General features: G+C 63.8%; 17 protein-coding genes. 10 read left to right on the top strand and 7 right to left on the bottom strand.

Annotation, left to right across the window (positions count from 1 at the left end; genetic code table 11):
* Positions 1–62: 62 nt before the first annotated feature.
* From CR156_RS12920 to CR156_RS12905, 4 genes are all read right to left on the bottom strand, one after another.
* Positions 63–2096 (bottom strand): alpha/beta hydrolase family protein, encoded by a 2034-nt coding sequence (locus CR156_RS12920; protein WP_100553133.1) that lies wholly within the window; start codon positions 2094–2096, stop codon positions 63–65.
* Between the two features lie 168 nt (positions 2097–2264).
* Positions 2265–5069: a TonB-dependent receptor domain-containing protein gene (locus CR156_RS12915; RefSeq protein WP_100553132.1), complete on the bottom strand. Its 2805-nt coding sequence runs from the start codon at positions 5067–5069 to the stop codon at positions 2265–2267.
* A gap of 388 nt (positions 5070–5457) precedes the next feature.
* Positions 5458–8265: a TonB-dependent receptor domain-containing protein gene (locus CR156_RS12910; RefSeq protein WP_100553131.1), complete on the bottom strand. Its 2808-nt coding sequence runs from the start codon at positions 8263–8265 to the stop codon at positions 5458–5460.
* Positions 8266–8623: 358 nt separating this feature from the next.
* Positions 8624–11419, bottom strand: coding sequence for a TonB-dependent receptor plug domain-containing protein (locus CR156_RS12905; RefSeq protein ID WP_100553130.1), 2796 nt, complete (start codon positions 11417–11419; stop codon positions 8624–8626).
* A gap of 217 nt (positions 11420–11636) precedes the next feature.
* On the opposite strand from CR156_RS12905, the gene apbC reads away from it, so the two are divergent.
* On the top strand, positions 11637–12491 hold the full coding sequence (gene apbC / locus CR156_RS12900; RefSeq protein WP_100553129.1) for an iron-sulfur cluster carrier protein ApbC: 855 nt from the start codon (positions 11637–11639) through the stop codon (positions 12489–12491).
* A gap of 79 nt (positions 12492–12570) precedes the next feature.
* Entirely contained in the window at positions 12571–13137 is a 567-nt protein-coding gene (dcd, locus tag CR156_RS12895) for a dCTP deaminase (RefSeq protein ID WP_089236335.1), read from the top strand.
* A 65-nt stretch (positions 13138–13202) separates the two neighbouring features.
* Here the strand turns inward: dcd and CR156_RS22975 are convergent, their stop codons facing one another.
* From CR156_RS22975 to CR156_RS12885, 3 genes are read right to left on the bottom strand one after another with little or no spacing between them, the layout of a single operon-like run.
* On the bottom strand, positions 13203–13370 hold the full coding sequence (locus CR156_RS22975) for a LiaI-LiaF-like domain-containing protein (RefSeq protein ID WP_025876120.1): 168 nt from the start codon (positions 13368–13370) through the stop codon (positions 13203–13205).
* 15 nt (positions 13371–13385) lie between these two features.
* Positions 13386–13808 (bottom strand): HIT domain-containing protein, encoded by a 423-nt coding sequence (locus tag CR156_RS12890; protein ID WP_100553128.1) that lies wholly within the window; start codon positions 13806–13808, stop codon positions 13386–13388.
* Positions 13805–14476: a dienelactone hydrolase family protein gene (locus CR156_RS12885; protein ID WP_100553127.1), complete on the bottom strand. Its 672-nt coding sequence runs from the start codon at positions 14474–14476 to the stop codon at positions 13805–13807. The genes CR156_RS12890 and CR156_RS12885 overlap by 4 nt, the downstream gene beginning before the upstream one ends.
* A gap of 367 nt (positions 14477–14843) precedes the next feature.
* Here CR156_RS12885 and CR156_RS12880 point away from each other — a divergent pair, with 367 nt between their 5' ends.
* From CR156_RS12880 to CR156_RS12845, 8 genes are all read left to right on the top strand, one after another.
* A complete protein-coding gene (locus CR156_RS12880; protein ID WP_032975030.1) occupies positions 14844–15302 on the top strand; it encodes a hypothetical protein in 459 nt (152 codons plus the stop codon).
* Complete coding sequence (locus CR156_RS12875; protein ID WP_100553126.1) at positions 15302–15646, top strand: hypothetical protein; 345 nt, start codon at positions 15302–15304, stop codon at positions 15644–15646. Before CR156_RS12880 ends, CR156_RS12875 begins: the two co-directional genes overlap by 1 nt.
* Before the next feature lie 68 nt (positions 15647–15714).
* Positions 15715–15969, top strand: coding sequence for a phage tail assembly protein T (locus CR156_RS12870; protein WP_243381822.1), 255 nt, complete (start codon positions 15715–15717; stop codon positions 15967–15969).
* A 134-nt stretch (positions 15970–16103) separates the two neighbouring features.
* Positions 16104–17174, top strand: a complete 1071-nt coding sequence (locus CR156_RS12865) for a phage tail tape measure C-terminal domain-containing protein (RefSeq protein ID WP_243381820.1) — start codon at positions 16104–16106, stop codon at positions 17172–17174.
* On the top strand, positions 17171–17524 hold the full coding sequence (locus CR156_RS12860) for a hypothetical protein (protein ID WP_100553124.1): 354 nt from the start codon (positions 17171–17173) through the stop codon (positions 17522–17524). Before CR156_RS12865 ends, CR156_RS12860 begins: the two co-directional genes overlap by 4 nt.
* Positions 17521–17982, top strand: coding sequence for a DUF1833 family protein (locus CR156_RS12855; protein WP_032975025.1), 462 nt, complete (start codon positions 17521–17523; stop codon positions 17980–17982). The genes CR156_RS12860 and CR156_RS12855 overlap by 4 nt, the downstream gene beginning before the upstream one ends.
* Positions 17982–18377, top strand: a complete 396-nt coding sequence (locus CR156_RS12850; protein ID WP_100553123.1) for a hypothetical protein — start codon at positions 17982–17984, stop codon at positions 18375–18377. The genes CR156_RS12855 and CR156_RS12850 overlap by 1 nt, the downstream gene beginning before the upstream one ends.
* Positions 18368–26644: a host specificity factor TipJ family phage tail protein gene (locus CR156_RS12845; protein WP_100553122.1), complete on the top strand. Its 8277-nt coding sequence runs from the start codon at positions 18368–18370 to the stop codon at positions 26642–26644. Before CR156_RS12850 ends, CR156_RS12845 begins: the two co-directional genes overlap by 10 nt.
* The last annotated feature ends 5 nt before the right edge of the window (positions 26645–26649 follow it).

Here is a 26649-nt window from a genome sequence, read left to right as displayed (position 1 = left end):
GGTTCGGGCGTGAAAAACCCCACTGGCCTGACCAGCGGGGTGGCGGTTTCCACCCGGGTGGCTTACAGGCCGCCGGGGCCGCAGTCCTTGGCCAGGAAGTCGGCCATCAGCGGCAACGTGGCCCGGTAGTGGCTCGGGTACCACGGCATGCTGTGCGGCATGTCGGCAATCAGTTCGAACTTCGCCGGAACCTTGCCCTGGACGGCGTTGTAGAAGGATCGGGCATGGAACGCCGGAGTGCGTACGTCACGATCTCCGACGTACAGCAGTACCGGAATGTTCGCCTTGGCCGTGTTCTGTATCGGATCCATGCCTTTGACGGTCTGCCCCTGCAGGATGCGCTGCAGGCGGTTCTCGCTCCAGGACATGCCGACTCTGCCGAGATCGGTGACAGGTGCGCCGGCAATGGCGCACTGGAAAGGAGAGGGGCTGCGGACAGTGGCTGCAGCTGCAGCGAAGCCGCCGTAGGAGTATCCGAAGATCGCCAAGCGGTCTTTTGCGGCGATCCCTTGCTGCACCAGCCACGCCGCCGCATCGTCATTGTCGTCCTGCATCGTCAGGCCCCACTGCTTGTCACCTGCGATCCAGTGGTCGCGACCGAAGCCGGTCGAACCGCGATACTGGGGGCGGATGACGGCGTAGCCACGCGAAGTGAAGTACGGCACCCAGCCGGAGACATCCCAACCGGCATAGTCACGCGCCCACGGGCCGCCGTGCGGGTGCACGAGCGCGGGCAGTGGTTCTCCACCTTCTTTCCAGCCAGCAGGCAGATCCAGGATGGCAGGAATCTTTCGTCCGTCGCGAGCGGTGTAGGTCACCCAGCGTTGCTCACCGATCTGCTTGCCATCGATCCACGGGCGTTCACTGCCCAGGGTCGTCACCTGCTTGCGGTCGCTGAGTACGTGATAGGTGGTGGGAGTGTTGGCGCCGTTGGTGGTAAAGAGCACGCGGGAGAGGTCGTCGTTGTAACCGGTGATGGCGACGTACTTTCCCGGATAGGCCTGCTTCAGGCCGTCATACAGGGCCTTCATCTGCGGGTCGACATAGATCGCCTCGCGCCGCGGCCCGTCCACATAGAAGCCCAGAACCTGGTTGAAGTTGCTGGGTTTGCTGCCCAGGATGAGGCCGCTGATCGGGTACTGCGGGTGTGCGGCCAACGGCTCCTTGTCGAAGCTCCGGGTTGCCGGGTCGTACAGGCGGGCCTGCACCTGCTCGGAGTATCTGTCGGTGAGGATGTAGAGCTTGCCGGTCTGGTCGTCGATGCCGGCCACGTCCATCGTGTAGCGCTCACTGAGCTTGGTCGTCAGCGCATCGTGCTTCTCGAACTTGCCGCTTGTCTTGTCCTTGATCAGGATCTGCTGTTCGTACTCGTTCGACCCGGCCGGTTCGATCTGGGTCCTGGTCAGGAGCTCGCCGCTGCGGGGGTGGAACAGCCCCGGAGTCGAGCGCGCATCACCACGGAAGAGAAGTTCGGTCTGGCCGCTCTTGAGGTTGAACAGGTAGTAGCTTGCAGAGAACGTTGACTGGTTGATCTGCGAAATGATGACTTTGTCAGGGTCCAGCGGCAGCGAATGCACCAGCGACGCGGTACCTGCCAGCTCCAGGCAGCGTTGTGTCTGTTCGCTGATGCCGAGCTTGCGCGAATTGTCGGCAAAGGCCTCGTCGAACTTGGCCTGGCTGGTGTCGGTCAGGTAAGCCTTCGACAGAAAGGTCTTGGTGGTTCCCACCGAGTTGCCTTCTCCGCAACCGGCCAGCTGCGCGGTCAGTTCCTGGCGACCGATGACAAGGCTGCGGCCGGCCTTCAGGGCGCTGGCGGCGATGAACTTCATGCGATCGCCGGAAGGCGTGATGGCCACCGGGCCGGCGCCCAGATTGTCCAGGTTCCAGTTGGCCAGTGCGGTGTCACCGTTGTCGCTGCCTGGGGCAGCGATGATCGCAACCAGCTGCTTGCCATCTGGGCTCATGGTCACGGATTGGATGGCCGGGATCTTGGCGAAATCGTCGACAGGCAGAGGGGTGGCCAGTACCTGGCCCACGGCCAGGCCGAGCAGGGTGGCAGCGATGCCCAGGCGGGCGGCGAGGCGGGCGTCTTTCATGTACAGGGCATCCTTGGCAACGTGACTGGAAGATGACCTGAAGATGAACGAACAGCCTTCGTCCGTCAACTTGGCGTGAAATCCCCCCGCCGGACAGGCTGGGCGGGCCTCAACGCAGAAGACCCCGCCGGGGCGGGGTCTTCTGCTGTACGCGAACGTGTCGACGGATCAGTGGTTGCCGAACTCGTACTTGGCCTGCACGTAGATGGCACGGCCGTAGGCGTTGTACAGGTAGTTGTTGTATGGCTGGCCGCTGGTGCCGGCGAAGCTGTACCGCTGGTTGTCCGGCAGCTTGTTGAACACGTTGTTGACCATCAGTGACAGCGTCAGGTTGTCCATCGCCCGATAATTCACGCTGAGGTTGTAGGTGGTGTACGAGCCCCACTTGCCGGCCTTGTAGCCGGAGGTGTGGACGTAGTCGTAGCCGTTGCCCAGGTAGGCCATGTAGTTCGGCGTCTTGCCGATGTAGTTGGCATACAGGGTGGTGGTCCACTTGTCCTTGGCCCAGCCGATCGAACCGTCGGCGCGCACCTTGGCGTACGAGTCGTACACCCACATCGCATACGGGTCGCGCAGCAGGTCCAGGTACTCATCGCCCGGCTGCGGCTGCAGTTCGCGCTTGAGCATGTCGGTGTAGTTGCCGGAGAACTGCAGCGAACCGAAGCGGCCGAGGTCCTGCACGTACTTGAAGCTGGCCGTCAGCGCCTGCAGGTTCTGGCTGGCCACGTTCATCTTCGGCGTATAGATCTCATCGAGTACGCCGGAGGCATCACGGGTGATCCAGTCGCTCACGTTCTGGCAGCTGGCCGAGGTGTTGTTGGTCTGGCCGTTGCGGCAGTAGTACTCGGCCAGCAGCAGCTGATCGGAGCTGAGCGTGTTGACCTCGTTCTTGATCTTCCAGTTGTAGTAGTCCACCGACACCGACAGGTTGTTGATCGGAGCCCACACGATGCCGGCGTTCCATACATCTGCGGTGATCGGTTCCAGGTCGGGGTTGCCGGACTGCGTTCCAAACACTGACACGCTGTCATACGGGCAGCCCGTCGTGTTGGCCGGGTCGTAGCCAAGCTGGCCGCAACGGTAGTAGTCGGTGGAGCCGTTGGCGTAATAGCCGCTGACACCCTGGAAAGCGTCGGACAAGGTGGGCGCACGGAATGCGGTGCCGTACTTGCCACGGAACAGCAGGCTGTCGATCGGACGGAATTCCAGTCCGACGCTGTAGGTTGCCTTGTCGACGGTGCTGCTGCCGATCTTGAAGGCGTCGTAGCGACCGGAGCCGGTTACCGTCAGCGATTCCAGCAACGGCATGCGCAGTTCAGTGGTCACTGCATAGTTGCTGCGATGGCCTGCGCCGGACACCGCAGTGGTGCCCCAGACGCTGCCATCGACCAGGCGTGCATCCGGCGTATAGTCCCAGCCTTCGCTGCCACCTTCGACCACCACTGCGAAGCCGGCATCGCCGCCGGGCAGCTTGAACAACGAACCGTTGGTGACCTGCGCACGCAACAGGTTCTGCCAGGTCCGGCTCTGGCTGTAGGTGTAGCCGGTGAAGCTCTGGAAATCTCCGCTCGGCAGCGGCGAGTAGAACGCTTCCCAGTCCGGGCTGTAGATGTCGTAGCCGGTACTGGTGGTACCCAGGACCGGCCCCAGCACACGCTGCTCGAAGTAATCGTTGATCGGATCGTTCCAGCGCACGAAGTTGCGCTCGGTCAGCTTGTACTCGCCGCGGGTGAAGCTTGCGCTGTAATCCCAGTTGCCGACCGTGCCGCGACCGCCGAGCGTGACCTGGTAGGCCTTGTTGCGATCGGTGTTCATGATGTCGCGGTAGCCGCCGCCGCCGATGTCCTCCGGCGCGAACACGCGCTGCAGGTTCATGTACTGGCCGCTGTCCTGATCATAGAAGCGGCCCCAGCCGGAGGAGGTGCCCCACCAGGTGTAGCCGGAGCCGGTGGCGTACTTCACTTCTTCCAGGCTGTAGAGCGCGTCGCCGAACAGCTGGAAGTTGTCATTCACATCGAAGGTCATCGAGCTGTAGATCTGCCCGCTTTCCTTGCCGTTCTTGATGGTCTTGTAGCCGGTGCCATACACCGAACCACAGGCCTGGCCGGTCGGCCGGGTACCGAGCACGGTGGTGCCGTCGAACTGGCCCGCCACGTTGGCGCACAGGTTCGGGTCCATCATCGCGTAGCGGTTGCTGTTGGCCGGCAGCAATACCAGGAAGTCGTTGGAGACGTACTGTGGGCTGTAGCCGTCGGGATTGTTGACCTTGGTCAGGTCGCGCTGGTAGCCCCAGATCGGGCTGGTCTTTTCGTACTGCACGTTGACCAGCGCATGGAATCGATCATCGACACCATTGAAGCCGCGCGCCGCACTCACGCGCACACTGTTGCCGCCGCCCTCGGAGTAGGCGCCGCCGCGGACGTTGAGCACGCCGCCGTCCATGCGCTCCTTGAGGATGATGTTGACCACGCCGGCGATCGCATCCGAACCGTACAGCGACGACTGGCCACCGGGCAGGATCTCGATGCGCTCGACGATGTCGATCGGAATGCCGCTGATGTTGTTGAAACTGTCGCTGCCGTTGTACAGCGCCGGATACGAGAGCATCGGGCGGCCGTTGATCAGGTACTTGGTGTAGCCGGGGCTGAGCCCGAACATGCCGGCTGCCTCGGCACCCTGGGTGAACGAAGCAGAGGTCTGTCCGCCCTGCAGGCCGCCGGTCGACAGCGAGGACTGCTGCAGGACGTCGGCGACACTGGTGAAACCGCGGGTCTGGATGTCCTCGGCGGTAACGGTCAGGACCGGCGTGTGGTTCTCGATCTGCGTCTGCGGGATCAGTGACCCGGTGACGGTGACGCGGTCGAGCTGGGTCGGCGCGTTGTCCTGCGCGTGGGCTGCGCCGGAGGCGAGCAGGGTGCCGATCAGGGCGAGGGTCAGGGGGTGACGCGAAGGCGTGGAGCGATGGCGAGACATGATGGATCCCCGTGTGAGCGATGTCGTCTGGCTGATGTCCTCCGTGACATCTTCATGATTTGTTCAGTTGCAATCCATTCAGCAGGACCGTAACACGGCGTTCACGTTGTCAAAATGCTGCGGTCATACGGATGTGCCACGTGCTCCCGGGAAATTCCTTTGTAATCAATGGATAAACGGGTTTGTCTGGGAATGTTTCAAAATGTTGCGATGCAGAACAATATGCTTCGATAGCAATATTTGTCTTCAGGATCAAAGGCTTGGGGTCGCCTTCAAATTCTTTCTGATTATTTAATTTATGGGACTTATTACTTTGATTCGTCTCAATTGGCGGGCATGAAAAAGGCCCCGCCGAAGCGGGGCCCTTGGGTTGCTGCGAGAGCGGCGCTTATTTCTTGCCGAACTCGTACTTGGCCTGCACGTAGACCGCACGGCCGTAGGGGTTGTAGATGCTGCTGTTGTACGGCGCGTCGATGTTGCCGGCGTAGCTGTGGGCCTGGCCGTCGGGCATCTTGTTGAACACGTTGTTGACCATCATCGACAGCGTCAGGTTGTCCATCGCCTGGTAGTTCACGCTGAGGTTGTAGGTGGTGTACGAGCCCCACTTGCCGGCTTCGTAACCAGACGGATGCACGTAGTCATAGCCCTTGCCCAGGTATGCCATGCGGTTGGGCGTCTTGCCGATGTAGTTGAAGTACAGCGTGGTGGTCCACTTGTCCTTCGCCCAGCCCACCGCACCATCTGCACGCACCTTGGCGTACTGGTCGTAGTTCCACATCGCGTACGGGTCGCGCAGCAGGTCCAGGTAGTCGTCGCCCGGCTGCGGCTGCAGTTCGCGCTTGATCATGTTGGTGTAGTTGCTGGAGAACTGCAGCGCACCGAAGCGGCCGATGTCCTGCACGTACTTGAAGCTGGCCGTCACCGCCTGCAGGTTCTGGCTGGCGATGTTCATCTTCGGCGTGTAGATCTTCTCCAGCTTGCCGGTGCCGTCACGGGTGATCCAGTCGCTCACGTTCTGGCAGCTGGCCGAGGTGTTGTTGGTCTGGCCGTTGCGGCAGTAGTACTCGGCCAGCAGCAGCTGATCGGAGCTGAGGGTATTGACCTCGTTCTTGATCTTCCAGTTGTAGTAGTCCACCGACACCGACAGGTTGTTGATGGGGGCCCACACGATGCCCGCGTTCCAGACGTCGGCGGTGATCGCTTCCAGCTCGGCATTGCCGGACTGTTCGCCGAACACCGATTCGTTGGCATACGCACAGCCCACCGTGTCGCTCGGGTTGAAGCCGAGCTGTCCACAGCGGTAGTAGTCGACCGAGTCGTTGGCGTAGTAACCGCTGCGGCCCTGGAAGGCATCGGACAGGCTGGGCGCGCGGAAGGCGGTGCCGTACTTGCCGCGGAACAGCAGGCTTTCGATCGGGCGGAATTCCACGCCGATGCTGTAGGTCGATTTGTCGACGGTCTTGTCGGCGATCTTGAACGCGTCGTAGCGGCCGGAGGCGGTCACGGTCAGCGACTCCAGCAGCGGCATGCGCAATTCGCTGGTCAGCGCGTAGTTGCTGCGATGGCCGGCGCCGGCCACCGAGGTGGTGCCCCAGACGCTGCCATCGAGCAGGCGCTGGTCGGGTGCATACGACCAGCCTTCGCTGCCGGCTTCGGCCACCACTGCCAGGCCCGCATCGCCACCGGGCAGCTTGAACAGCGAACCATTGGTGATCTGCGCACGGCCCAGGTTCTGCCAGGTGCGGCTCTTGTTGTAGGTGAAGCCGGTGAAGGTCTGGAAATCACCCGCCGGCAGCGGCGAGTAGAACGCGCCCCAGTTCGGGTTGTAGATGTTGTAGCCGTCGTCGCTGACGCCCAGCACCGGACCCAGCACACGATCTTCGAAATAGCTGTCGATCTCGTTGGCCCAGCGCGCGAAACTGCGCTCGGTCAGCTTGTACTCGCCGCGGCTGAAGCTGGCGCTGTAGTCCCAGTTGCCGACGTTGCCACGACCGCCCAGAGTGACCTGGTAGGCCTTGTTGCGATCGGTGCTCATGATGTCGCGGTAGCCGGCGGCGCTGATGTCCTCAGGCGCGAACGCGCGCTGCAGGTTCATGTACTCGCCGCTGGCCTGGTCGACGAAGGCACCGAAGCCGACATTGCTGCCCCAGAAGGCGTAGCCCGAACCAGCGGTGTACTGCACTTCTTCCAGGCTGTAGAGCGCATCTGCGAACAGCTGGAAGTTGTCGTTGACGTCGAAGGACATCGACGAATAGATCTGGCTGCTTTCCTTGCCGTTCTTCAGCGTCTTGTAGCCGGCACTGAAGGGCGAGCCACACGATTCACCGGCCGCACGCGTGCCCAGTACGGTGGTACCGCCGAACTGGCCGGCCACGTTGGCGCAGCGGGTCGGGTCCATCATCACGTAAGCGTTCTGCTGGCCCGGCAGGTAGACCAGGAAGTCGTTGGTCGGCACCTGCGGCGTATAGCCCTTGGTGTTGTTCTGCTTGGTCAGGTCACGCTGGTAGCCCCAGATCGGGCTGCTCTTCTCGTACTGCACGTTGACCAGCGCGTGGAAGCGGTCATCGAAGGCGTTGAAACCATGCGCGCCGCTGACGCGGAAATCGTTGCCGCCACCCTCGGTGTAACCGCCGCCGCGCACGTTCAGCACGCCGCCGTCCATGCGGTCCTTGAGGATGATGTTGACCACACCGGCGATCGCGTCCGAGCCGTACAGCGACGACTGGCCACCCGGCAGGATCTCGATGCGCTCGACGATGTCGATCGGGATGCCGCTGAGGTTGTTGAAGGTGTCACTGCCGTTGTAGAGGGCAGGGTAGGACAGCATCGGCCGTCCGTTGATCAGGTACTTGGTGTAGCTCGGGCTGAGGCCGAACATGCCCGAGGCTTCAGCGCCCTGGGTGAACGAGGCGGAAGTCTGGCCGCCCTGCAGGCCGCCGGTGGTCAGCGAGTTCTGCTGCAGCACCTCGGCCACGCTGGTGAAACCGCGGGTCTGGATGTCCTCGGCGGTGACGGTCAGGACCGGCGTGTGGTTCTCGATCTGCGTCTGCGGGATCAGTGAGCCGGTGACGGTCACGCGTCCGAGATCGGTGGGAGTGTTCTCCTGGGCGAGCGCGATCGCGCTGCTGCTCGCCAGGATCAGGCCGCTGAGGACGGCGCGGGTGAGCGGGTGACGCGGGAAGCCATTGCGAGACATGCGGTACTCCGTGTGGTCGTGAGAGACGCGTTTCCCTTTCCTGGGAACTCATGGATTGTTCAGCAGCCTGCAGACGCAGAAAGGCGGCGTTTTTCGAACGTAACACACGCTTAACTTGATTTGCGCGGCTTTGTAACGCTCCAATGGCTCGGCATTTGAGGTTAATCAAATTTCCTTTAAAAACAAGATCTTGCGAGATCTTCGATGCTTTGCCGAGTTTGGCGGAATGAATGTTGTGTAAATATTTCTTGATTAACAATTGAGGCATTGCTGCATTTGGCGCGGCGTGTCCAGCCCAAAAAAAAAGGCCCCGCCGAAGCGGGGCCTGGTCCGGAATCAGACCCGGAAAACGACGGGATTACTTGCCGAAGTCGTACTTCACCTGGGCGGAGATCTGACGGCCGTAGACGCTGTAGAAGCCGCCATTGAACGGGGTCGATTCATTGCCCGGGTAGTTGTAGCGCTGGCCTTCCGGCAGCTTGTTGAACACGTTGTTGACCATCAGCGACAGGGTCAGATCGTCCTGCGCCTGGTAGTTCAGGCTCATGTTGTACGTGGTGTACGAGCCCCACTTGCCGGCCTTGGCGCCGGAGGAGTGGACGTAGTCATAGCTGCGGCCGGTGTAGGCCAGGTAGTTCGGGGTGCTGCCGACGTAGTTGGCATACACGGTGGTGGTGAACTTGCCGATGTTCCAGCCTACCGACAGATCGCCACGGACCTTGGCGAAGTTGTCGTAGTACCACATGTTGTACGGATCGCTCAGCAGATCCAGCTTCTGTGCACCCGGCAGCGGGGTCACTTCACGCTTCAGCATGTTGGTGTAGTTGCCCGAGAACTGCAGCGAACCGAAGCGGCCCATGTCCTGCAGGTACTTGGCGCTGACCGTCACCGCTTCCAGGTTCTGGCTGGCAACGTTGAGCTTGGGCGTGTACACGCGGGTCAGGTTGCCGCCGGCATCGCGGGTCACCCAGTCGGTCACGTTCTGGCAGCTGGCCGAGGTGTTGTTCGGCAGACCGTTGTGGCACTGGTACTCGGCCAGCAGCAGCTGGTCGGTGCTGAGGGTCTTGACCTCGTTCTTGATCTTCCAGTTGTAGTAGTCGGCCGACAGCGAGAAGTTGCTGATCGGAGCCCACACCACGCCTGCGCTCCACACGTCGGCGGTGATCGGCTTCAGTTCCGGGTTGCCGGACTTTTCGCTGTACACCGAGGTGGTCTTGTAGAACGAGCAGGCTTCGTCGCGCAGGGCGTAGCCCAGCTGGCTGCAACGGTAGTAGTCGTTCTGGCTCGAGGCGTAGGAGCCGCTCATGCCCTGGTAAGCATCGGACAGCGTCGGCGCGCGGAAGGCGGTGCCGTACTTGCCGCGGAACAGCAGGCTTTCGATCGGACGGAATTCCAGACCGATGCTGTAGGTGGCCTTGTCGACGGTGCCGTCGCCGATCTTGAACGCGTCATAGCGGCCCGAGGCGCTGACGGTCAGGGTCTCCAGTACCGGCATGCGCAGTTCGCTGGTCACCGCGTAGTTGCTGCGATGGCCGGCGCCGGCCACGGCGGTGGTGCCCCACACGTTGCCATCGACGAACGCCTGGTCCGGCGAGTAATCCCAACCTTCACTGCCGCCCTCGAGGACGATCGCCAGGCCGGCGTCGCCGCCCGGCAGCTGGAACAGCGAGCCGTTGGTCACCTGTGCACGGGCCAGGTTCTGCCAGGTCTTGCTGCGGTGGGTGCCGTAGCCGGTGAAGCTGGCGAACTGGTCCGGGGTGATCGGCGAGTAGAACGCGGCGTAGTTCGGGTTGTAGATGCCGAAGCCATCAGCGGTGGTGCCCAGGCGCGGGCCCAGCACGGTCTGGCCGAAGAAGTCCTCGATCTTGTCCTTCCAGCGCACGAAGCGGTTCTGGTCCAGACGGTACTCACCGCGGGTGAAGCTGGCGCTGTAGTCCCAGTCGCCGACCATGCCCTTGCCGCCCAGGGTGACCTGGTAGGAACGGCTCTCATCCGAGTTCAGGATGTTGTCGTAGTGGCCGGGGCCGATTTCTTCCGGCGCGAAAGCGCGCTGCAGATTGACGACCTTGCCCAGGCCCTGGTCGTAGAAGCCGCCCATGACCGACTTGGTGCCCCACCACAGGGCGCTGGAGCCGGAGGTGAACTCGGTCTTTTCCTTGCTGTACAGCACGTCGGCGAACAGCTGGAAGTTGTCGTTCACGTCGAAGGTCATCGACGAGTAGAACTGACCGCTGTCCTTGCCGTTCTTCAGGGTCTTGTAGCCGGCGCTGTACACCGAGCCGCAGGACTCGCCGGAGGTGCGCTTGCCGACGGTGGTGGTGCCGTCATACAGGCCAGCCACGTTGCCGCAGCGGGTCGGGTCCATCATGTACAGCTTGTTGTCCGAGTTGCCGATCACGGCAAAGTCGTTGGACGGCAGCTGCGCGGTGTAACCGACCGGGTTGTTCTGCTTGGTGATGTCGCGCTGGAAGCCCCAGATCGGGCTGCTGTTTTCCAGCTGCACGTTGACCAGGGCATGGAAGCGGTCATCGAAGGCGTTGAAGCCCTTGGCCGCGCTGAAGCGGATGTTGTTGCCACCACCCTCGGTGTAGGTGCCGCCGCGGACGGTCACGGTGCCGCCGTCCATGCGCTCCTTCAGGATGATGTTGACCACGCCGGCGATCGCGTCCGAGCCGTACAGCGACGACTGGCCGCCCGGCAGCACTTCGATGCGCTCGACGATGTCGATCGGAATGCCGCTGATGTTGTTGAAGGTTTCGCTACCGTTGTACAGCGCCGGATACGAAAGCATCGGGCGGCCGTTGATCAGGTACTTGGTGTAGCCCGGGTTCAGGCCGAACATGCCGGCCGCTTCGGCGCCCTGGGTGAAGGCGCCCGAGGTCTGGCCGCCCTGCAGGCCGCCGGTGGTCAGCGAGGACTGCTGCAGCACTTCAGCAACGCTGCTGAAGCCGCGGGTCTGGATGTCCTCGGCGGAGATCGACATCACCGGGGTCTGGGTTTCAACCTGGGTCTGCGGGATCAGCGAACCGGTGACGGTGACCTTGTCCAGGTTGGTGGCCTTGTCCTGGGCCATTGCCGGCGAGGCGGCAACCAGGGCGGAGATCAAGGCGACAGCGAGGGTGTTGCGACGTGCGGAATTGCGAAGGTCTTTCATGTAGTTCCGTTCAAAGAGCAAATACGAGTACGGCACTGCGCATGCGCCATCGTGCGTGCTGCAACAACCAGCCGCGGAGCCCAAAACCAGTGCTCAGCGAACGTAACATGAACTTAACAATCTGTGCACGAATCTGTAGCAATCCTGAATTTCAGTCAGCGTACGTCCAGCTAGTATGATGTTCGGCTCTTCTTATCGATTCACCCCGGAGTCCGCAGTGAACAGTTCTTCCCGTCGTCCGCATGCCAGCCAGGTGCAGAAGGGACTGGCGCCGCATGTGCGCATCCGCAACGTGATCGCGGTGGGCTCGGGAAAGGGTGGGGTGGGCAAGTCGACCACGGCGGTCAACCTTGCCGTTGCCCTGCAGCAGCTTGGCGCGCGCGTCGGCGTGCTTGACGCGGATATCTACGGCCCCAGCGTGCCGGCGATGCTCGGCCTGTCCGGCCGCCCGGAAAGCCCGGACAACAAGAGCATCGAGCCGATGCGTGCCTTCGGCGTGGACACCATGTCGATCGGCTATCTGGTCGAGGACGAGACACCGCTGATCATGCGCGCACCGCGCGCGACGGCGGCGCTGACCCAGCTGTTCGAAGACACGTTGTGGGACGACCTGGACTATCTGCTGATCGACCTGCCGCCGGGTACCGGCGACATCCAGCTGACGCTGGTGCAGAAGATCCCGCTGGCCGGCGCGGTGATCGTCACCACGCCGCAGGACATCGCCACGCTGGATGCGAAGAAGGCGCTGAAGATGTTCGAGAAGGTCGAGGTGCCGGTGCTGGGCGTGGTCGAGAACATGGCCGTGCATACCTGCAGCAACTGCGGGCACGTGGAGCACCTGTTCGGCGAGGGTGGTGGCGAGCGCATGGCCGCGCAGTACGGCGTGCCGCTGCTGGGGTCGTTGCCGCTGCAGATCGGCATCCGCGAGCAGGGTGATGCCGGCACCCCGATCACCGCCGCGCAGCCGGATTCGGCGGCGGCCCAGGCCTACCATCGCGCTGCCCAGCGTCTGGTCGAGGAGGTGGGCAAGCGCCCGCGCGCCTCGATCCCGATCCTGTCCTCGCTGCTGTAAGGGCCCGCTGGCGGGGCTGCGGCGGCGACGCCCGGCCCCCTGTTAGAATCCTCGCGCCCCCTTGCACCCAGGACAGAGCATGAGCATCAAGAGTGACCGTTGGATCCGCCAGATGTCCGAACAGCACGGCATGATCGAGCCGTACGAGGCCGGGCAGGTCAAGCAGGTCAACGGCGAGCGCATCGTCAGCTACGGCACTTCCAGCTACGGCTACGACGTGCGCTGCTCGCGCGAGTTCAAGGTGTTCACCAACATCAACTCGACGATCGTGGACCCCAAGCATTTCGATCCGGGCAGCTTCGTCGACATCGTCGGTGATGAGTGCATCATTCCGCCGAACAGCTTCGCGCTGGCGCGCACGGTCGAGTATTTCCGCATCCCGCGCGACACCCTGGTGGTGTGCCTGGGCAAGAGCACCTATGCGCGCTGCGGCATCATCGTCAACGTGACCCCGCTGGAGCCGGAGTGGGAAGGCCACGTGACCCTGGAATTCAGCAATACCACGCCGCTGCCGGCACGCATCTACGCCAACGAAGGCGTGGCGCAGATGCTGTTCTTCCAGTCCGATGAAGTGTGCGAGACCTCGTACAAGGACCGCGGCGGCAAGTACCAGGGCCAGACCGGCGTGACCCTGCCGCGCACCTGAAGGTGGCGCCGGGCGATGCCCGGCGTTCTGCGTGATCACGAAGGCGGCGCATGCGCCGCCTTTGCTTATTTGCCGCGACCGAACAGGATCGCGATGCCTACGGCCACCAGGCCGAGCGGCCACCAGGTGAGCAGCAGGCGCGACAGGTTCAGGTTGGTCCAGCCCAGGTTGCTGGCCAGCATGAACAGGCCAATCAGGATCAGCAGGATGGCGGCGACGATATTGAATCGCATCGGGTCGGCACTGGCTCAGGAATGGGCCGGATATCCTAGCCGTTCCTTCCAGTAGGCGACATGCTGGTCCAGCGCGGCCGGCTCATAGCGGTGCGCCGGGCCGCTGCCCCAGACCGGTCCCGGCCATGCCGGATCGCCGTCGTGGCGGCCGATCACGTGGAAATGCAGCTGGCGCACGATGTTGCCCAGCGCGCCGATGTTGATCTTCTCAACCCCGTCGGAACCGTGCAGCGCCTTGCAGGCGCGGTTGAGCTCGGTGCGCAGCTTGTCCTGCTGATCGCCGTCCAGCTCGATCCACTCGGTCACCCCGGCCAGGCGCGGCACCAGGACCAGCCAGGGGAATCGTTCGTCGTTCATCAGTCGCACTTGCGACAACGGGCCTTCGGCCACCAGCACGCTATCGGTGGCCAGGCGTGAATCGAGTTCGAAATCGCTCATCCAAGATGCTCCGAGAAGAAGTCCAGGGTGCGTTGCAGCGCCAGGGCGGCGCTGTCTGGATCATACGCATGTCCGACCTCGCGGTTGAAGGCATGATCGGCCGGATAGACGTAGGTCGCCATCTGCGGCAGCTTCTCGCGGTGGGCCTGGATCGCCGCCGGCGGGATGCTCTTGTCCTGCGCGCCGAAGTGGAACATCACCGGGGCCTTCGGCGTTTCATCCAGGAACTGCACGTTGCGCGCCCCGTAGTAGCTCACCGAGGGCAGGCCCAGGCGCAGCGCGGACAGCAGCGCGACGCTGCCGCCCCAGCAGTAGCCGACCGTGCCCACTTTGCCGTGCGGCGCCAGCCGGGTGGCTGCGGCGCGGACCACTTCCAGCGCCTTTTCCATGCCCAGGGCGGTGACCCGTTCCAGGCCATCCTTCACGCCTTCGGGGGTATAGGGCAGGGCATCCGGATCGGCCTCGGGGCCGTCCACCAGGTCGAAGAATGACGGTGCCAGCACCGCGTAGCCCTCGGCCGCGAAACGTTCGGCCACGCTGCGGATGTGCGGGTTGGCGCCGAAGATTTCCTGCACCACCACCAGGCTGCCACGCGGAGGGCCTTCGGGCAGGACCTGCCAGGCACGGACCGGACCGTAATGCGTATCCAGGGTGATCCATTCGGACATCGGGGGGTACCTCGTTGCAGGGAACAGAACGGCATTGTCGACGCTGTGAGGGTTAGCGCGATGTCAGCGGCTGTGCCGCATCGGGCGGCTACGGGGAAATGGCGGTGGTTTCCCAAGGCGGTGCAGATGGTGGTTTTCGCATTGACCGGTGCACACCCGGCGCCTAAGCTTTCAGCCAGGATGACATACAAGCCTCCGGCGCAAGCCGGGGGCTTTTTTGTTGTCCGCGCGTTGCCCGAGGGCGGCGTGGAAACAGGCGGCTGTGCCGGGCCAACCGCGACGAAGACATCCAGGCCGACCCGAGCCTGATAACCCCGAAACCCAGCCGCCGCAAGGCGGCTTTTTCATTTCCAGGAGAATCAACACCATGTCCATCAATCAAGCCATTTCCGCCCAGGACTCCGCGCTGTATGTGAAGGCCGGCACCGCGCCGACCGCGCCGAACAATCCGGCTGGCTACACCGAGATCGACGGTCTCACCGCCTTCCCGTTCGGCCGTGGTCAGGCCAACACCCTGGATGCAACCAACCTGCGTTCGAAGCAGATGGAAAACATCGCAGGCCTGTCCGGCGGCCAGGCCGTACAGGTGTCCGGCCATCGTTGGCCGGTGGGCAGCTCGGCGGGTCAGGAAATCCTGCGTGACGCCGATCCGGATGCCGACCTGCACTTCCTGATGGTGCTGCCCACCGGCGATGCAGCCACCTTCGTGGCCAAGGTCGCAGCCTTCAACGTCGCCCCGGGTACCAACCAGGTGCTGACCTTCACCGCCGATCTGTTGCCGCGTGATTTCGCCATCGTCACCGCTGCTGCTGGCGGCACTCCGTGATGTTGCTGGGCAAGCAGCAGATCCTGGATGCACATGATCGCCGCCATGAGGACATCGCCGTGCCCGAATGGGGCGGCAATGTGCGTGTGGCGATGATGTCGGCCAGCGACCGTGACCGCTGGGAGCAGGAGACCTACGGCGGTGATACGCCCAAGGTGGATGACTTCCGTGCGCGCTTCGTCGGCCTGTGTCTGGTCGACGAAATGGGGGGGCGCCTGTTCTCCGACCATGAGGTGGCCCAGCTGGGCGCGAAATCGGCGGCGGCGCTGGATCGCGTGTTCCGTGTCGCGCAGACGCTCAATGCGCTCGGCGATGCGGCCGTGGGAGAGCTGGAAAAAAACTGATCCGCCGGCCTGAGCGCCGGCTTCAGTTCCGGATCGCGTGGAGGCTGGGCCTCCCGCATCCGGACCAGATGCTGGCGGGGCTGACATCCCGCCAGCTTTCCGAGATCTATGCATTTGCCCGCGTCGAGCCGATGGATCAACCATTGCAGGACATGCTCGCGCAATTGACCAGTGTACTCGCTCAGGTGCATGGCAATTCGACTACGGCCGAAGACTTCCTGCTGGTGCAGCAGCGTCGTTTGCCGGAGGTCGAGGCAAAGCTGCGGACACAACAGCTGCTGGAGGTTTTCCAGGTCGCATCGGAGCGCAATGCAAGCCAATAGCGCGATCCGGCTGGCCCGAACAAGCCGGTGAATTCGTTCCGGCTGCGGCGGCATCGACAGCCGGACCGGCAGCGGTGACCGGACCAACGAACCAAGGGCTTCCCATGGGGCCCTTCATCAAACAGGAGAAATGTGTGGCCACTACAGTCCACAACTTGGACATCACACCGCGCATCAACACACCGCAATTCCGCACTGCGATGAATGAGCTCAATCGAATCGCCGCGCAGAATTTCGCGGCCATTCGGGCCCAGGCGGCCCAGGCGACGGCATCCATCGGGAGCGTTGGCAAGGCAGCGGCACATCTGGCCAGCTCCCCTGGCCGTGCTGGCGGCAACGGATCACCGCAGGATGACGGACCGGCCCGCCTGCCGGAACTGGTGGCGGACATGCAGCCCGAGCGCGAGCGGATTTCCTACGATTCGAGTCTGTTCGCCATCGAGGCACCGGAGATGGACAAGGTCGAGGCGATGTCCTTCGACAAGGATCGAAAGCCCTGGCAGCAGGCCGAAAAGTTCAGGGAAGGATTCCACTCCGCATACGCCGACTACGCCAAGGCCGCAACCGATACCGCAGCACAGAGCAAGGCAGAGTTCGCCAAAACGTTCCAGGGAATCGAGGATGCGCTCTACACATTCGTGGACAAGGGCAAGTTGTCCTTCAGGTCACTGGCCGATTCGATCATCGCCGACTTGACACGTATTGCAATCAAGCGGGCGATGGTGGGGATTTTCAATACCGTCTACAACGCCGTCGTCGGGGCCACCATCGGTCCCCCGGTGAAGGAGGCCATTTCCACCTCCTTTTCCATCGGCGGTTACACAGGCCCGGGCGGCAAGCACGAGCCGGCGGGCATCGTCCACAAGGGCGAGGGCGTGCTCAGCCAGGAAGACATGGCCGCTCTCGGCGGCCCCTCGGCGTTCTTCGCCCTGCGCACGTCGCTGCGGACCGGCAATGGCCTGTCCGGTGGCGACAGCGGTGGCTATGTGCAGGTGCCGATCGCCCGTGCCGGCGAGGGTGGGATGAACGTGGAAATCAACAACTACGGCGAAAGCCGGGTCAATACCCGGGAAGAGCGACAACGCATGCCGGATGGCAGCGAAGTGCGGCGACTGGTGATCGACATCGTGGGCGACAGCCTCAACGGTGGCGAGCTGGGCGCCATTGGACGGGCCCGATATGGATGGACGGAGGCAGTGGGATGAGCAGTTGGCCAGAGTATGCAGAGATTCGTTTCGCCGACTATGGCGAGGAGATCGTCGCGTCCGAAGAGCGGACCGACATGGAGCGCGGGCCGAGCAAGATGCGCACGCTCAACAGCCGGGTGATGAAGAATGTGTACGCCTCGGTGCAGTTCCGCAGTGCGGCCGACGCCGAAGCGTTCGAGGAGTGGTACCTGCGCGATGTCGGTCGTGTCGGCTGGTTCACGATGGAGCACCCGCGGACCGGGCAGCCGATCAGCGCCCGCTTTCCGCAGGGGATCGGCCGCCTGGTGCCGCTCAACACCCAGTTCCGTTTCTCCAAGCGTGATCTGGTGCTGGAGTACATGCGATGAGCTCGTTCCATGAACGTCGCCAGCGCCTGGCCGATACCCAGGGGCCGCTGATGCTGCTGGAAGTGTCGGCGCCATCGATGCCGGAAGTACTGCGGATCGTCAACGACAACGTGAACTGGACCAGCAATGGCAGCGAGTTCATCGCCGCACCATTCGGCTTTCAGCTTCCCGACGACGTCAGCGGGCAGGCTCCGCGTGCGCAGCTGGTGATCGACAATATCGGCCGCGCACTCACCGAAGACCTGGAAGCACTGGCCCCGGGCGAGATGGTGACCGCCCGGTTGATGCTGACCGACCGTGCCAACCCGGATGCCATCGAGGCCGAGTACGACCTGCCGATGACCCAGGTATCGGTCAACACGCGCACGGTCAGCGCCCAGTGCGGCGTCGACTTCCTGATGCGCCAGCAGGCCGTGCTGCTGCACGCCAATCCTTTCACGTTGCCGGGGATCTTCTGATGCGCCTGGTCGACGTCGAGCGATGGGTGGGAATTCCCTATGACGAAGCCGCGTGCGACTGCGCCGATCTGGTGGTGCAGGTGCAGCGGGCGCTGTTCGCCCGTGAAGTGGAGCTGCCCGGGCGGCGACCGCGCGGGCGGCGCGGCTCGGCCGAACTGGGCACGCTGTCGCGCGCGCAGGCGGTAGCCCGCGAGGGCCCTCCGCAGGACGGCGACCTGGTACTGATGATCGAACGCGGACAACACAACCCCGGCCATGCCGGGGTTTTCTTTTTCCTGGCCCACGAGGGCTGGGTTCTGCACAGCAATGAAACGAACGGCTGCAGCGTGCTGCACCGCGTTCGTGACCTGCCCGGATATGGGCTGAGGATCGAGGGATACTACGCATGGAACTGACCCCACAACCGGCGACCGACGGTCGCCTCATCATCACCCCGCATCCGGTGCTGCTGGATGGCCAGCGCAACGTACCGGTCGACCTGCGCCCGGGCGAAAGCCTGTACGCCTTCCTCATGCGCCATATCGATGGCCTCGATGGGCAGGCCTGGCAGGTCTGCGTGGATGGTATCGATGTCCCGCGTGAGCAGTGGATGCAGGTGCGCCCGCGGCATGGGCAGCTGATCGAAGTGCGCAGCGTGGTTGGCAAAGCGGTGATCCCGCTGGTGGCGATGATCGCGCTGACCTACTTCACCTTCGGCATCGGCGCGCTGGCGGCAGGCTCCGCCTGGGGTGCGGGAGCGATCGCGGGCACTTATGGCACTTTGGCCGCTTCGGCGGTCTACGTGGCCGGCAGTGTGCTGATCAACAAGGTTCTCACTCCGAAGCCTCCCCGGCCCGGTGGTGGTGGTGTTGCCGATACCGCCTATTCGCTGGCTGCGCCTCGCAACCGCGTGCGCGCCTATGAGCCGCTGGGTCTGCTGTTCGGCTCCACGCGCGTGGCGCCCGATCTGATCAGCCGTCCCTATACCTGGTTCGAAGGCGATGAGCAGTTCGTCGGCATGACCCTGAGCCCAGGCATCAATGTCGGCCGTGTCGAGGCGCTGCAGAACGGTGAGTCACCGCTGTCCAGCTATGAGGGGGTGCGCACCTGGTTCCGCGGTTTCCCGCAGATGCCGGACGAAGCGATTCCGCTCTACAGCAACGCGGATGTGATCGAAGGCGCTCTGTTGCTGGATACCGGCAGCGACGCCAAGCATGTGGCCAGCCCGTGGGTGGAGCGCACCAGTTCGGCCGAGACGCTTCGCCTGCAGGTGAACGTGGAATTCCGTCTGTGGGACACGACCTCCAAGGGCAAGGACAAGGACAACCGCGAGCAGCTCCAGATCCAGTACCGCCCGGTAGGCACCACCAACTGGCAGTTGTTCGGCAACTACAACCTTGTGGGGCGCACGCAGAAAGCCCGTCGGGTGAGCTACGGTCGCGATGTGGAGCTTGGCCAGTACGACGTGCGTGTGCGCGTGGCTGGACAGAACACCGATGGCAGCGGTGCGCAGGCGAACTTCACCTGGACCACGCTGGTCAGCGTGCAGCGTGACGATGCCAGCCATGCCGGCATTCCCGCGATCGGCCTGCAGATGAAGGCCTCCGGCCAGCTCAACGGCACCCCGGATGAAATCCGCTGCGTGGCCCATTCGCGGCCGATCCCGGTGTGGAAGGGCGATGCGGTTGGCTGGGTGACCGAGGAGACCAGCAACCCGGGCGCGCAGATTCTGGCCTACGTGCGAGGCATCAACGACGAGAATGGCAAGCGCATCGCCGGCCTGGGCATGGCGGATCGACGCATCGACATTGAAAGCCTGAAAGCCTTCATGTTGCATTGCGCAGACAATGCGCTTGGCTATGACTACTGGCTGACCGAAGTGCGCAGCCACCAGGCGGTACTGGATGCCATCGCCCTGGCCGGCTTCGGCCAGGTGACCTGGGCAAAGGGTCGCCTGGGCGTGGCATGGGCCGCCGACGAGCAGCCGCTCTCCGGCGTAGTCAACATGGCGACGATCAAGAAGGGCCAGTTCCAGGTCGACTACACCCTGGCCAATGCCGCCGACGGCATCGAGTACAGCTATCTGGACCGCCGCACTTGGAAGGCGGCGACGCTGCGCGTGCCGGCACCGGGTGTGGAAGTGATGCTCAACCCGGCCAAGATCACCGGCGAGGGCGTCAGCACCGAAGCCCACGCCGCGATGCTGGCGCGTTGGCATCTGGCGCAGAGCGTCTATCAGTACAAGTCGATCAGCTACAGCACCGACATCGAGCACCTGGCCTACTCGCGGTTGTCGGTGCTGGCGTTGCAGCACGACCTGACCCAGTGGGGCTTCGGTGGCCGCCTGATCGGCGCGACGGTCGATGCCGAAGGTGTGACCACGCTGCAGCTGGACGAGCCGGTGCCGCCGCCGGCGGTGGGCAGTGCGTTCATTGGCCTGCGCATCCCGGGCGAGCGTGTCTACCGCGTACTGCGCGTGGTGCCTGGCAGTGAGCCGAGCCACACCCTGGTGTTGGCGGATCCCTGGCCGGCCGACGCGTCGCTGCCTGGCAGCAGCGAGAACAATCCTGCCCACGACACGATCTGGATCTACGATTTCAAGCAGACGCCGGGTACCCGCGTGCGCGTGACCGGCATCCGTCCGGAAGGCGACCTCAAGGGTGCATCGGTGGACGTGGTGCAGGAAGGGCCCGCGTTCTGGCACTACGTGCGCACCGGCCAGTACGTGCCGCCGGCGAACGAATCGTCGCTGCAGACCCGGCCGATCGCCAGCAACCTGAAAGTGATCGAACGGCAGGTCAGTCAGGGCGGCAGCGTCCATACCGAACTGCAGGCGAGCTTCGACATCAGCGGGCCGGTGGGTGACACGCTGGTGCTGTCCGATCCAGACGGCAATGCCGCGTTGGAGGAAGTCGCACGCACCACGACGCGCTCGGCAAGCTGGTCGATCCCCGGTGCGGGCACCTATCCCGTCGTCGTGCGTCCGTACAGTCCGGAGGGACGCGCCGGCGTCGCGGTGTCCACCCAGTACACCACGATGGGCGCCGATGCCCCGCCTGTCCTGGTCGACCTGTTCGACATCGAAGAGCTCAGTGGCGGTGTGCGCCGCTACGTATGGGGCTTCTTCAGCGATACGGTGCAATCGACCGACTTCGCCGGTGTGGAAATCCGCTACACCGTGGGCAGCATCGACAACCCGCTGTGGGAGCAGATGACACCGCTCGGCGATGCGGGTGGCTTCTTCACTGCCGCGATCGAAGCGGTGCTGCCGGCGTCGGGCAGCTGGACCTTTGCCTGCCGCAGTCGCAACACCTCGGGCGTACTGTCGACGGCCGCCCGCTACGTGCGACGTGCGCTTGGCCGCAACGTCGGGCAGACGCTGGAGGGAATCGGTGGCGTGGTGGAGTCGGTCAAGCAGGATCTGGGCAAGGAAATCACTGCCCGCATCGACAACGACCTGGCCAACGCCACCCAGGCGGCCGAAGCACTGCGCAGTGAATCGCTGCGCTTGCAGGGACAGATCACCGAGAGTGCCACGCACCTTGCCCAGCAGGCCGGGCAGCTGGACCAGCAGGCGCTGGCGATCAAGGCAAGCACCGATGGCCTGGCACGCGAAGTGCTGGACCGCGCTGCAGGCGATCTGAATACCCGCACCGAGCTGACCACGGCGGTGACCCGCGAAACCAGCGAACGCCGGTCGGATGTCGAGAATCTCACGCGGATGGTGAGCCAGCTGTCGGCCGGCAGTGGCGTGCAGTTTGACAGCAAGCGCATCTGGTACTTCGACAGCAGCGTGGAAGGATGGGGCGCGAACGGTGGCAGTCCCACGCTGGTGGATGGCTGGCTGCGCCCGGCCAACCATGCCAGCGATGCCTTCGTGACCAGCCCGCGTGGCCAGGACGTCCAGGGCGCGGCGCACCGCTTCGTCAAGCTGCGCATCCGCAAGGTGGGTAGTCCTGCCTGGGACGGGCGACTGCTGTGGAACGGCCCCGGCCAGTCGTGGGACGACGCGCGCACGGTGCAGTTCGCAGAGCCGGGCTATGACAGCAATGGCATCGCCACGCTGGATGTGGACAACATTCCGTGGAACGGAACCGTGGTCGACCAGATCCGCCTGGATCTGTCCAAGGCGCAGACCGATGCCCACTACTTCCTGCTGGACTGGGTGGCGATCGGCCGACCGACACCGGGCGCATCGGTGGCGATGCTGCAGGACGAAGCCAGTGCACGCATCGCAGCCGATTCCAGCGAGGCCAGTCGTCGAGAGACGCTCGGCGTGCAGCTGCGAGGCAGTTACGAAGGAGGCGATCTGGCGGGCGTCAGCCAGGGCCTGATCGCGGCGGAGAAGTCCGCGCGGCTCAGCGGCGACCAGGTCAACGCACAATCGATCCAGGCACTGCAGGCACGCATGCCCGCAGGTACCGGCGCGGTGGCTACCAATGCCAGCGTCAGCAGCCTGCAACAGGCAATGGTCACTGCCGATACCGCGCTGGGACGTCGTGTGGACAGCCTGGACGCCACGATGGGTGACAAGGTCGGCTCCAGTGCCTTCAATGCGCTGAAGTCGGAAGTGGGGCAACTTGACGGCAAAGTCACCACCAGCAGCCAGGACCTGGTGCAGCTGAAGAGCCGGATGGAGGCGGTGATGGGGGCGGGCAGCAACCTCGCGCTCAATGGTGACTTCAACCTGGGCCCCGAAGGTTGGACCTTCTCCAATACAACGGCTGCATCGGTGGTGCGGGAGGGGCGTGGCAACAGCCTGTGCTGGAAGGCCGGCCCCTATGCCGGTGGCGTCAACACGGTGGTCAGCGCGGCCGTCAATGAAGGGCGGTTCATTGCCTTGACGGCCGGGCGCCGCTATCGCGTTTCCTGCTGGACGCGGACCAGCGAGGACTTCGATGGCACGGCCGACAATACCAAGCTTCGTATCGGCGACCAGAATGGCAATCTGATGGTGGCTGCGACAGCCTCGTTCCCCAGGTCCGTGGATTGGGTGAAAACCGAGACCTTGGTGAACCTGCCGGCCTCCGGCACGGTGCAGGGCATCAAGGTCACGATCAATCGCAACGGCACGGCCGGCACGCTGTGGCTGGATGACCTGTGGGTGGAGGAAGTGACCGACGCCGATGCGAATGCTTCGGCGATCACGGGTCTGTCGACCAAGGTGGAGCAGATCGATGGCAAGCTGACGACCGCCGCCGAGGATGTGACACGCCTGGCGTCCGGTATCGGCAACATGGTGGCCTACAACATCATTGCCAATGCGCACATCAACGCCTGGCCCACAGGTGGACCGCGTGCATCGGGTGTTTACCGCGCCAACGGCAGCATCGTGGCCGGCATGGGGGCCAACCGCGGCCTGCGGGTAGGGGTGATCAATGCGGACAACAGCATCAGCAGTACCGCCGTGTTCGACACGTACGGCAATCTGCAGGCTGAATCGGCCCGTTTCAACGCCTGGTACGACGAGACCCTGAAGGACAATCAGTACTTCATCGCCTATACGTCTGACGCGGTGGGGGCGATCAGCAGTGGCACCAACGCCGACACCGTCGGCCTGCGCACGCGCCTGCTTGATGCCGGTCTGTCGCAGGAGAATCTTGTGGCGCTTTCCGGCGGACGGATGCTGGTGATGGTCGGGCGCAGGAAGAGTGGCGCCGGTGGCGGCAGGCAGATCCTGTCTCCGCCCGCGCTGGATGCCAGCCGCGTTGGCATGTGGGTGGAAATGACCATCACCCTGCTCAATGGTGTACCGACCGGATCGCAGGACTCGTCGGCGCTCGACCGTGCCTCGCGGGCCAATGCCGAAGCACTGACCGGGCTGCGCACCGATGTGGGCAAGCTCGGTACCGATCTGGCATCTGCGGCGGACAGCATCACCAGTCTGGGTGCACGAATCGATACGTCCGTGGTGAGCAATGACAACCTGCTGCGCAACAGCAACTTCGCCGGCAGTGCCGCGTGGTGGACGTTGACCCGCACGCTGCCGGCCAACACCGTGGAGTGGGTGAAGGCCTCTGGCCAGGGCGGCGATGCGTTGTTGATGACGCACGGGCCGCAGGCCGGCCAGAACCCGGCAATCACAGCCAATGATGCGCGCTGGTTGCCGGTGGCTGCCGGCAAGTCACGCCGGTACCGGATGGTGATGATCGCCCGTGCCTTCGATGGCGCGACGGCGACGCTGGTATGTCGCCTGAGGGTGCGCACCACGGGCGTTGGCGAAAGCCATGCGGACGTGACATTGAACCTGGCCGACGGTGCCTGGAAAACGTACACGGCGGAGTGGTCGACGGGGCTTGACCGCAATGAAGTGATGCCACAGGTGCATCTGACCAATGCGAATGGCAAGGTGTTGTTCGACCGCGTCGAGTTCTACGACATCACCGATGCACAGGACATCGCCGGCAATGCCACGGCGATCTCCAACCTGCGCACCGACGTGGTGCAGCTTGGCGACCGCATCACCAGCAGCGCGGCCAATGTGGTCAAGCTGCAGTCGGATGTGCAGTCGATTCTCAACGGAAGCGACAGCCTGTTCCCGCTGGGATCGTTCGAAACCTTCCAGGACGGCCAACTGCTGGCGAGTGCGGCGGGCACGATCTACACCGCCCGCGCCGATGCGCGCCGGACCGGTGAGCGGGGCCTGGACGTGAATGTCGCAGCCAACACCAGCCAGAGCACGAACGCGGACATGTACGTCGGCCAGTGGACCCCCATCACCGGCAATCGTCGCATCTACGTGGAGTACTACGCGCGCCTGCATCCGGACAGCATCCAGCCGACCGGAGGTTCCATCCGGGTGGGCTGGCAGACTACCAACGAAGCCAACGCGGAAAGCTTGTGGCCATTGCAGGCCTATGCACTGGCCTCCCTGCGCAAGGATGCATGGACCAAGGTCAGCGGCTACATGGATACTGCGGCCTCTGCCGCGAAGTGGCGGATGCTCGTCAGTATCCCGGGCGGAAATGGCGCACGGGAAGTGGGGGTCCGCGTACAGGTTGATGATATCCGCATGATCGATGTCACCGATGCCTACGCCGCCCAGCAGAGCGCCGCCGCCACGGCAACGGCGGTCACTGCGCTGACCACGAAGGTGGATCAGCAGGGGGCGAGGGTCGATGCGCAGGCGCAGCAGGTCACTGATCTTTCCAGCAGCCTGAAGGGAGTGCTCAATACCGGCAGCGGCCTGCTGCCCAATCCCGATTTCGCAGAGGGCCTGGGAGGCTGGACCGCATCGGCAGCCGCCAACGGTGCAGTGTGGAGCACGGTCAACGGCGACGGCCGTCCGGGCGTGCTGCTCAATCGATATACCAGTGTGAATCCCACGCTGCAGCCTAATGGTGGCAAGTGGGTGCCAATCAATGGTATGCGTCGATTGCGCGTGGTCGTACGTGCCTGTGGCGCAGGTGGGGCGAACAACCTGATGGTGCGGATGTATCGCAGAAGCGTCGCCGGACAGCAGTCCAACCAGGACCTGCGTGCCGTGTTCGCTGTGGAGGCATTCGAGACCCGCACGTTCGATTTCGATGCGTTCAACAGCGGTATCGACGCGTGGCGGCTGAATGTGTATGCCTATCCGGACAATGGCCAGGTGCGCGTGGACAGTGTGCAGGTGTACGACATCACCGATCAGTTGGCCAATGATGCCAACGCCTCGGCGATCAGCGGGCTCAGCACGTCCGTTGCGCAGCAGGGCAGCAAGCTGGACACCACCGCGCGTGACCTGACCCAGCTCAAGACGCAGGTGGGCGATGTGTCGGCCAGCGGCTTCTCGCAGCTGAAAAGCCAAGTGAGCCAGCAGGGAACACAGCTGACGGCACTGTCCGGGCGCGTGGATGGCGTGCAGGCATCGTTGGGCGGCAAGGCGGACGCTGCCGTGGTCACCAGCATGCAGGCGCAGGTCAAGAACCTCGGTTCGGGCGGCAACCTGCTGATGAACACCACCTTCCCGTTCTGGCAGCGCTCGGGCTGGGGATGGGGGGGGAACACCAATGGGCGCTGGATCGAGCTGGGTGATCCAACTGGCGATGGCAACTGGAGTCCGCGGGGAGTGTTCGGCCTGGGGTCGCGGACTGGCGGGGTGGTGTCACCCAGCGAAGTGTCCTGGTGTGGCACCGAGTACGACATCGCCGTCGAGGCGGGTAAAACTTATTGCGCCTCGAGCTGGATGAACACGCATCGCGTCGAAGGCAAGGTTGAACTGACGTTTTTCGATGCCTCCGGCAATCACCTTGGTCTGGTGCACAGTCCGGGCGTGCGCAATTACGTAGGGGGCCCCGTCACTCTGGACAAGCTGTCGCGCCCGTTCCTGATCACCAAAGCGCCAGCGAATGCGGCCTTTGCGCGCTTCCGCATCATCCTCCTCGGCACGGGGGAGGAGAACCCGTACTTCTGGATCTTCCGCCCGATGCTCAGCCAGGTGGATGCGGCAGCAACTACGCCACCGACCTGGTCAGCAGGTGGCACCGAGTCATCCGCACAGTGGTCGGTCAACGTCCGCGCCGACGGCAGGGTAGGGGGCGTGCAGCTGGCTTCCAATGGTCTGGTCTCGCGCTTCGACGTGGTGGCCGATGCATTCAGCGTCAGCGCACCGGGCGGCGGCCGGCGTACCGAGTACAGCGACGGCAACTGGCGTGTCTTCGACGAAGCCGGACGTCTGCGCGTGCGCATGGGAGTGTGGTGACAGGG

The sequence above is a fragment of the Stenotrophomonas lactitubi genome (assembly GCF_002803515.1).
Lineage (GTDB): Bacteria > Pseudomonadota > Gammaproteobacteria > Xanthomonadales > Xanthomonadaceae > Stenotrophomonas > Stenotrophomonas lactitubi.
Note: the sequence above shows the minus strand (reverse complement) of the source record. Positions and strands in the feature narration are given on the sequence as shown.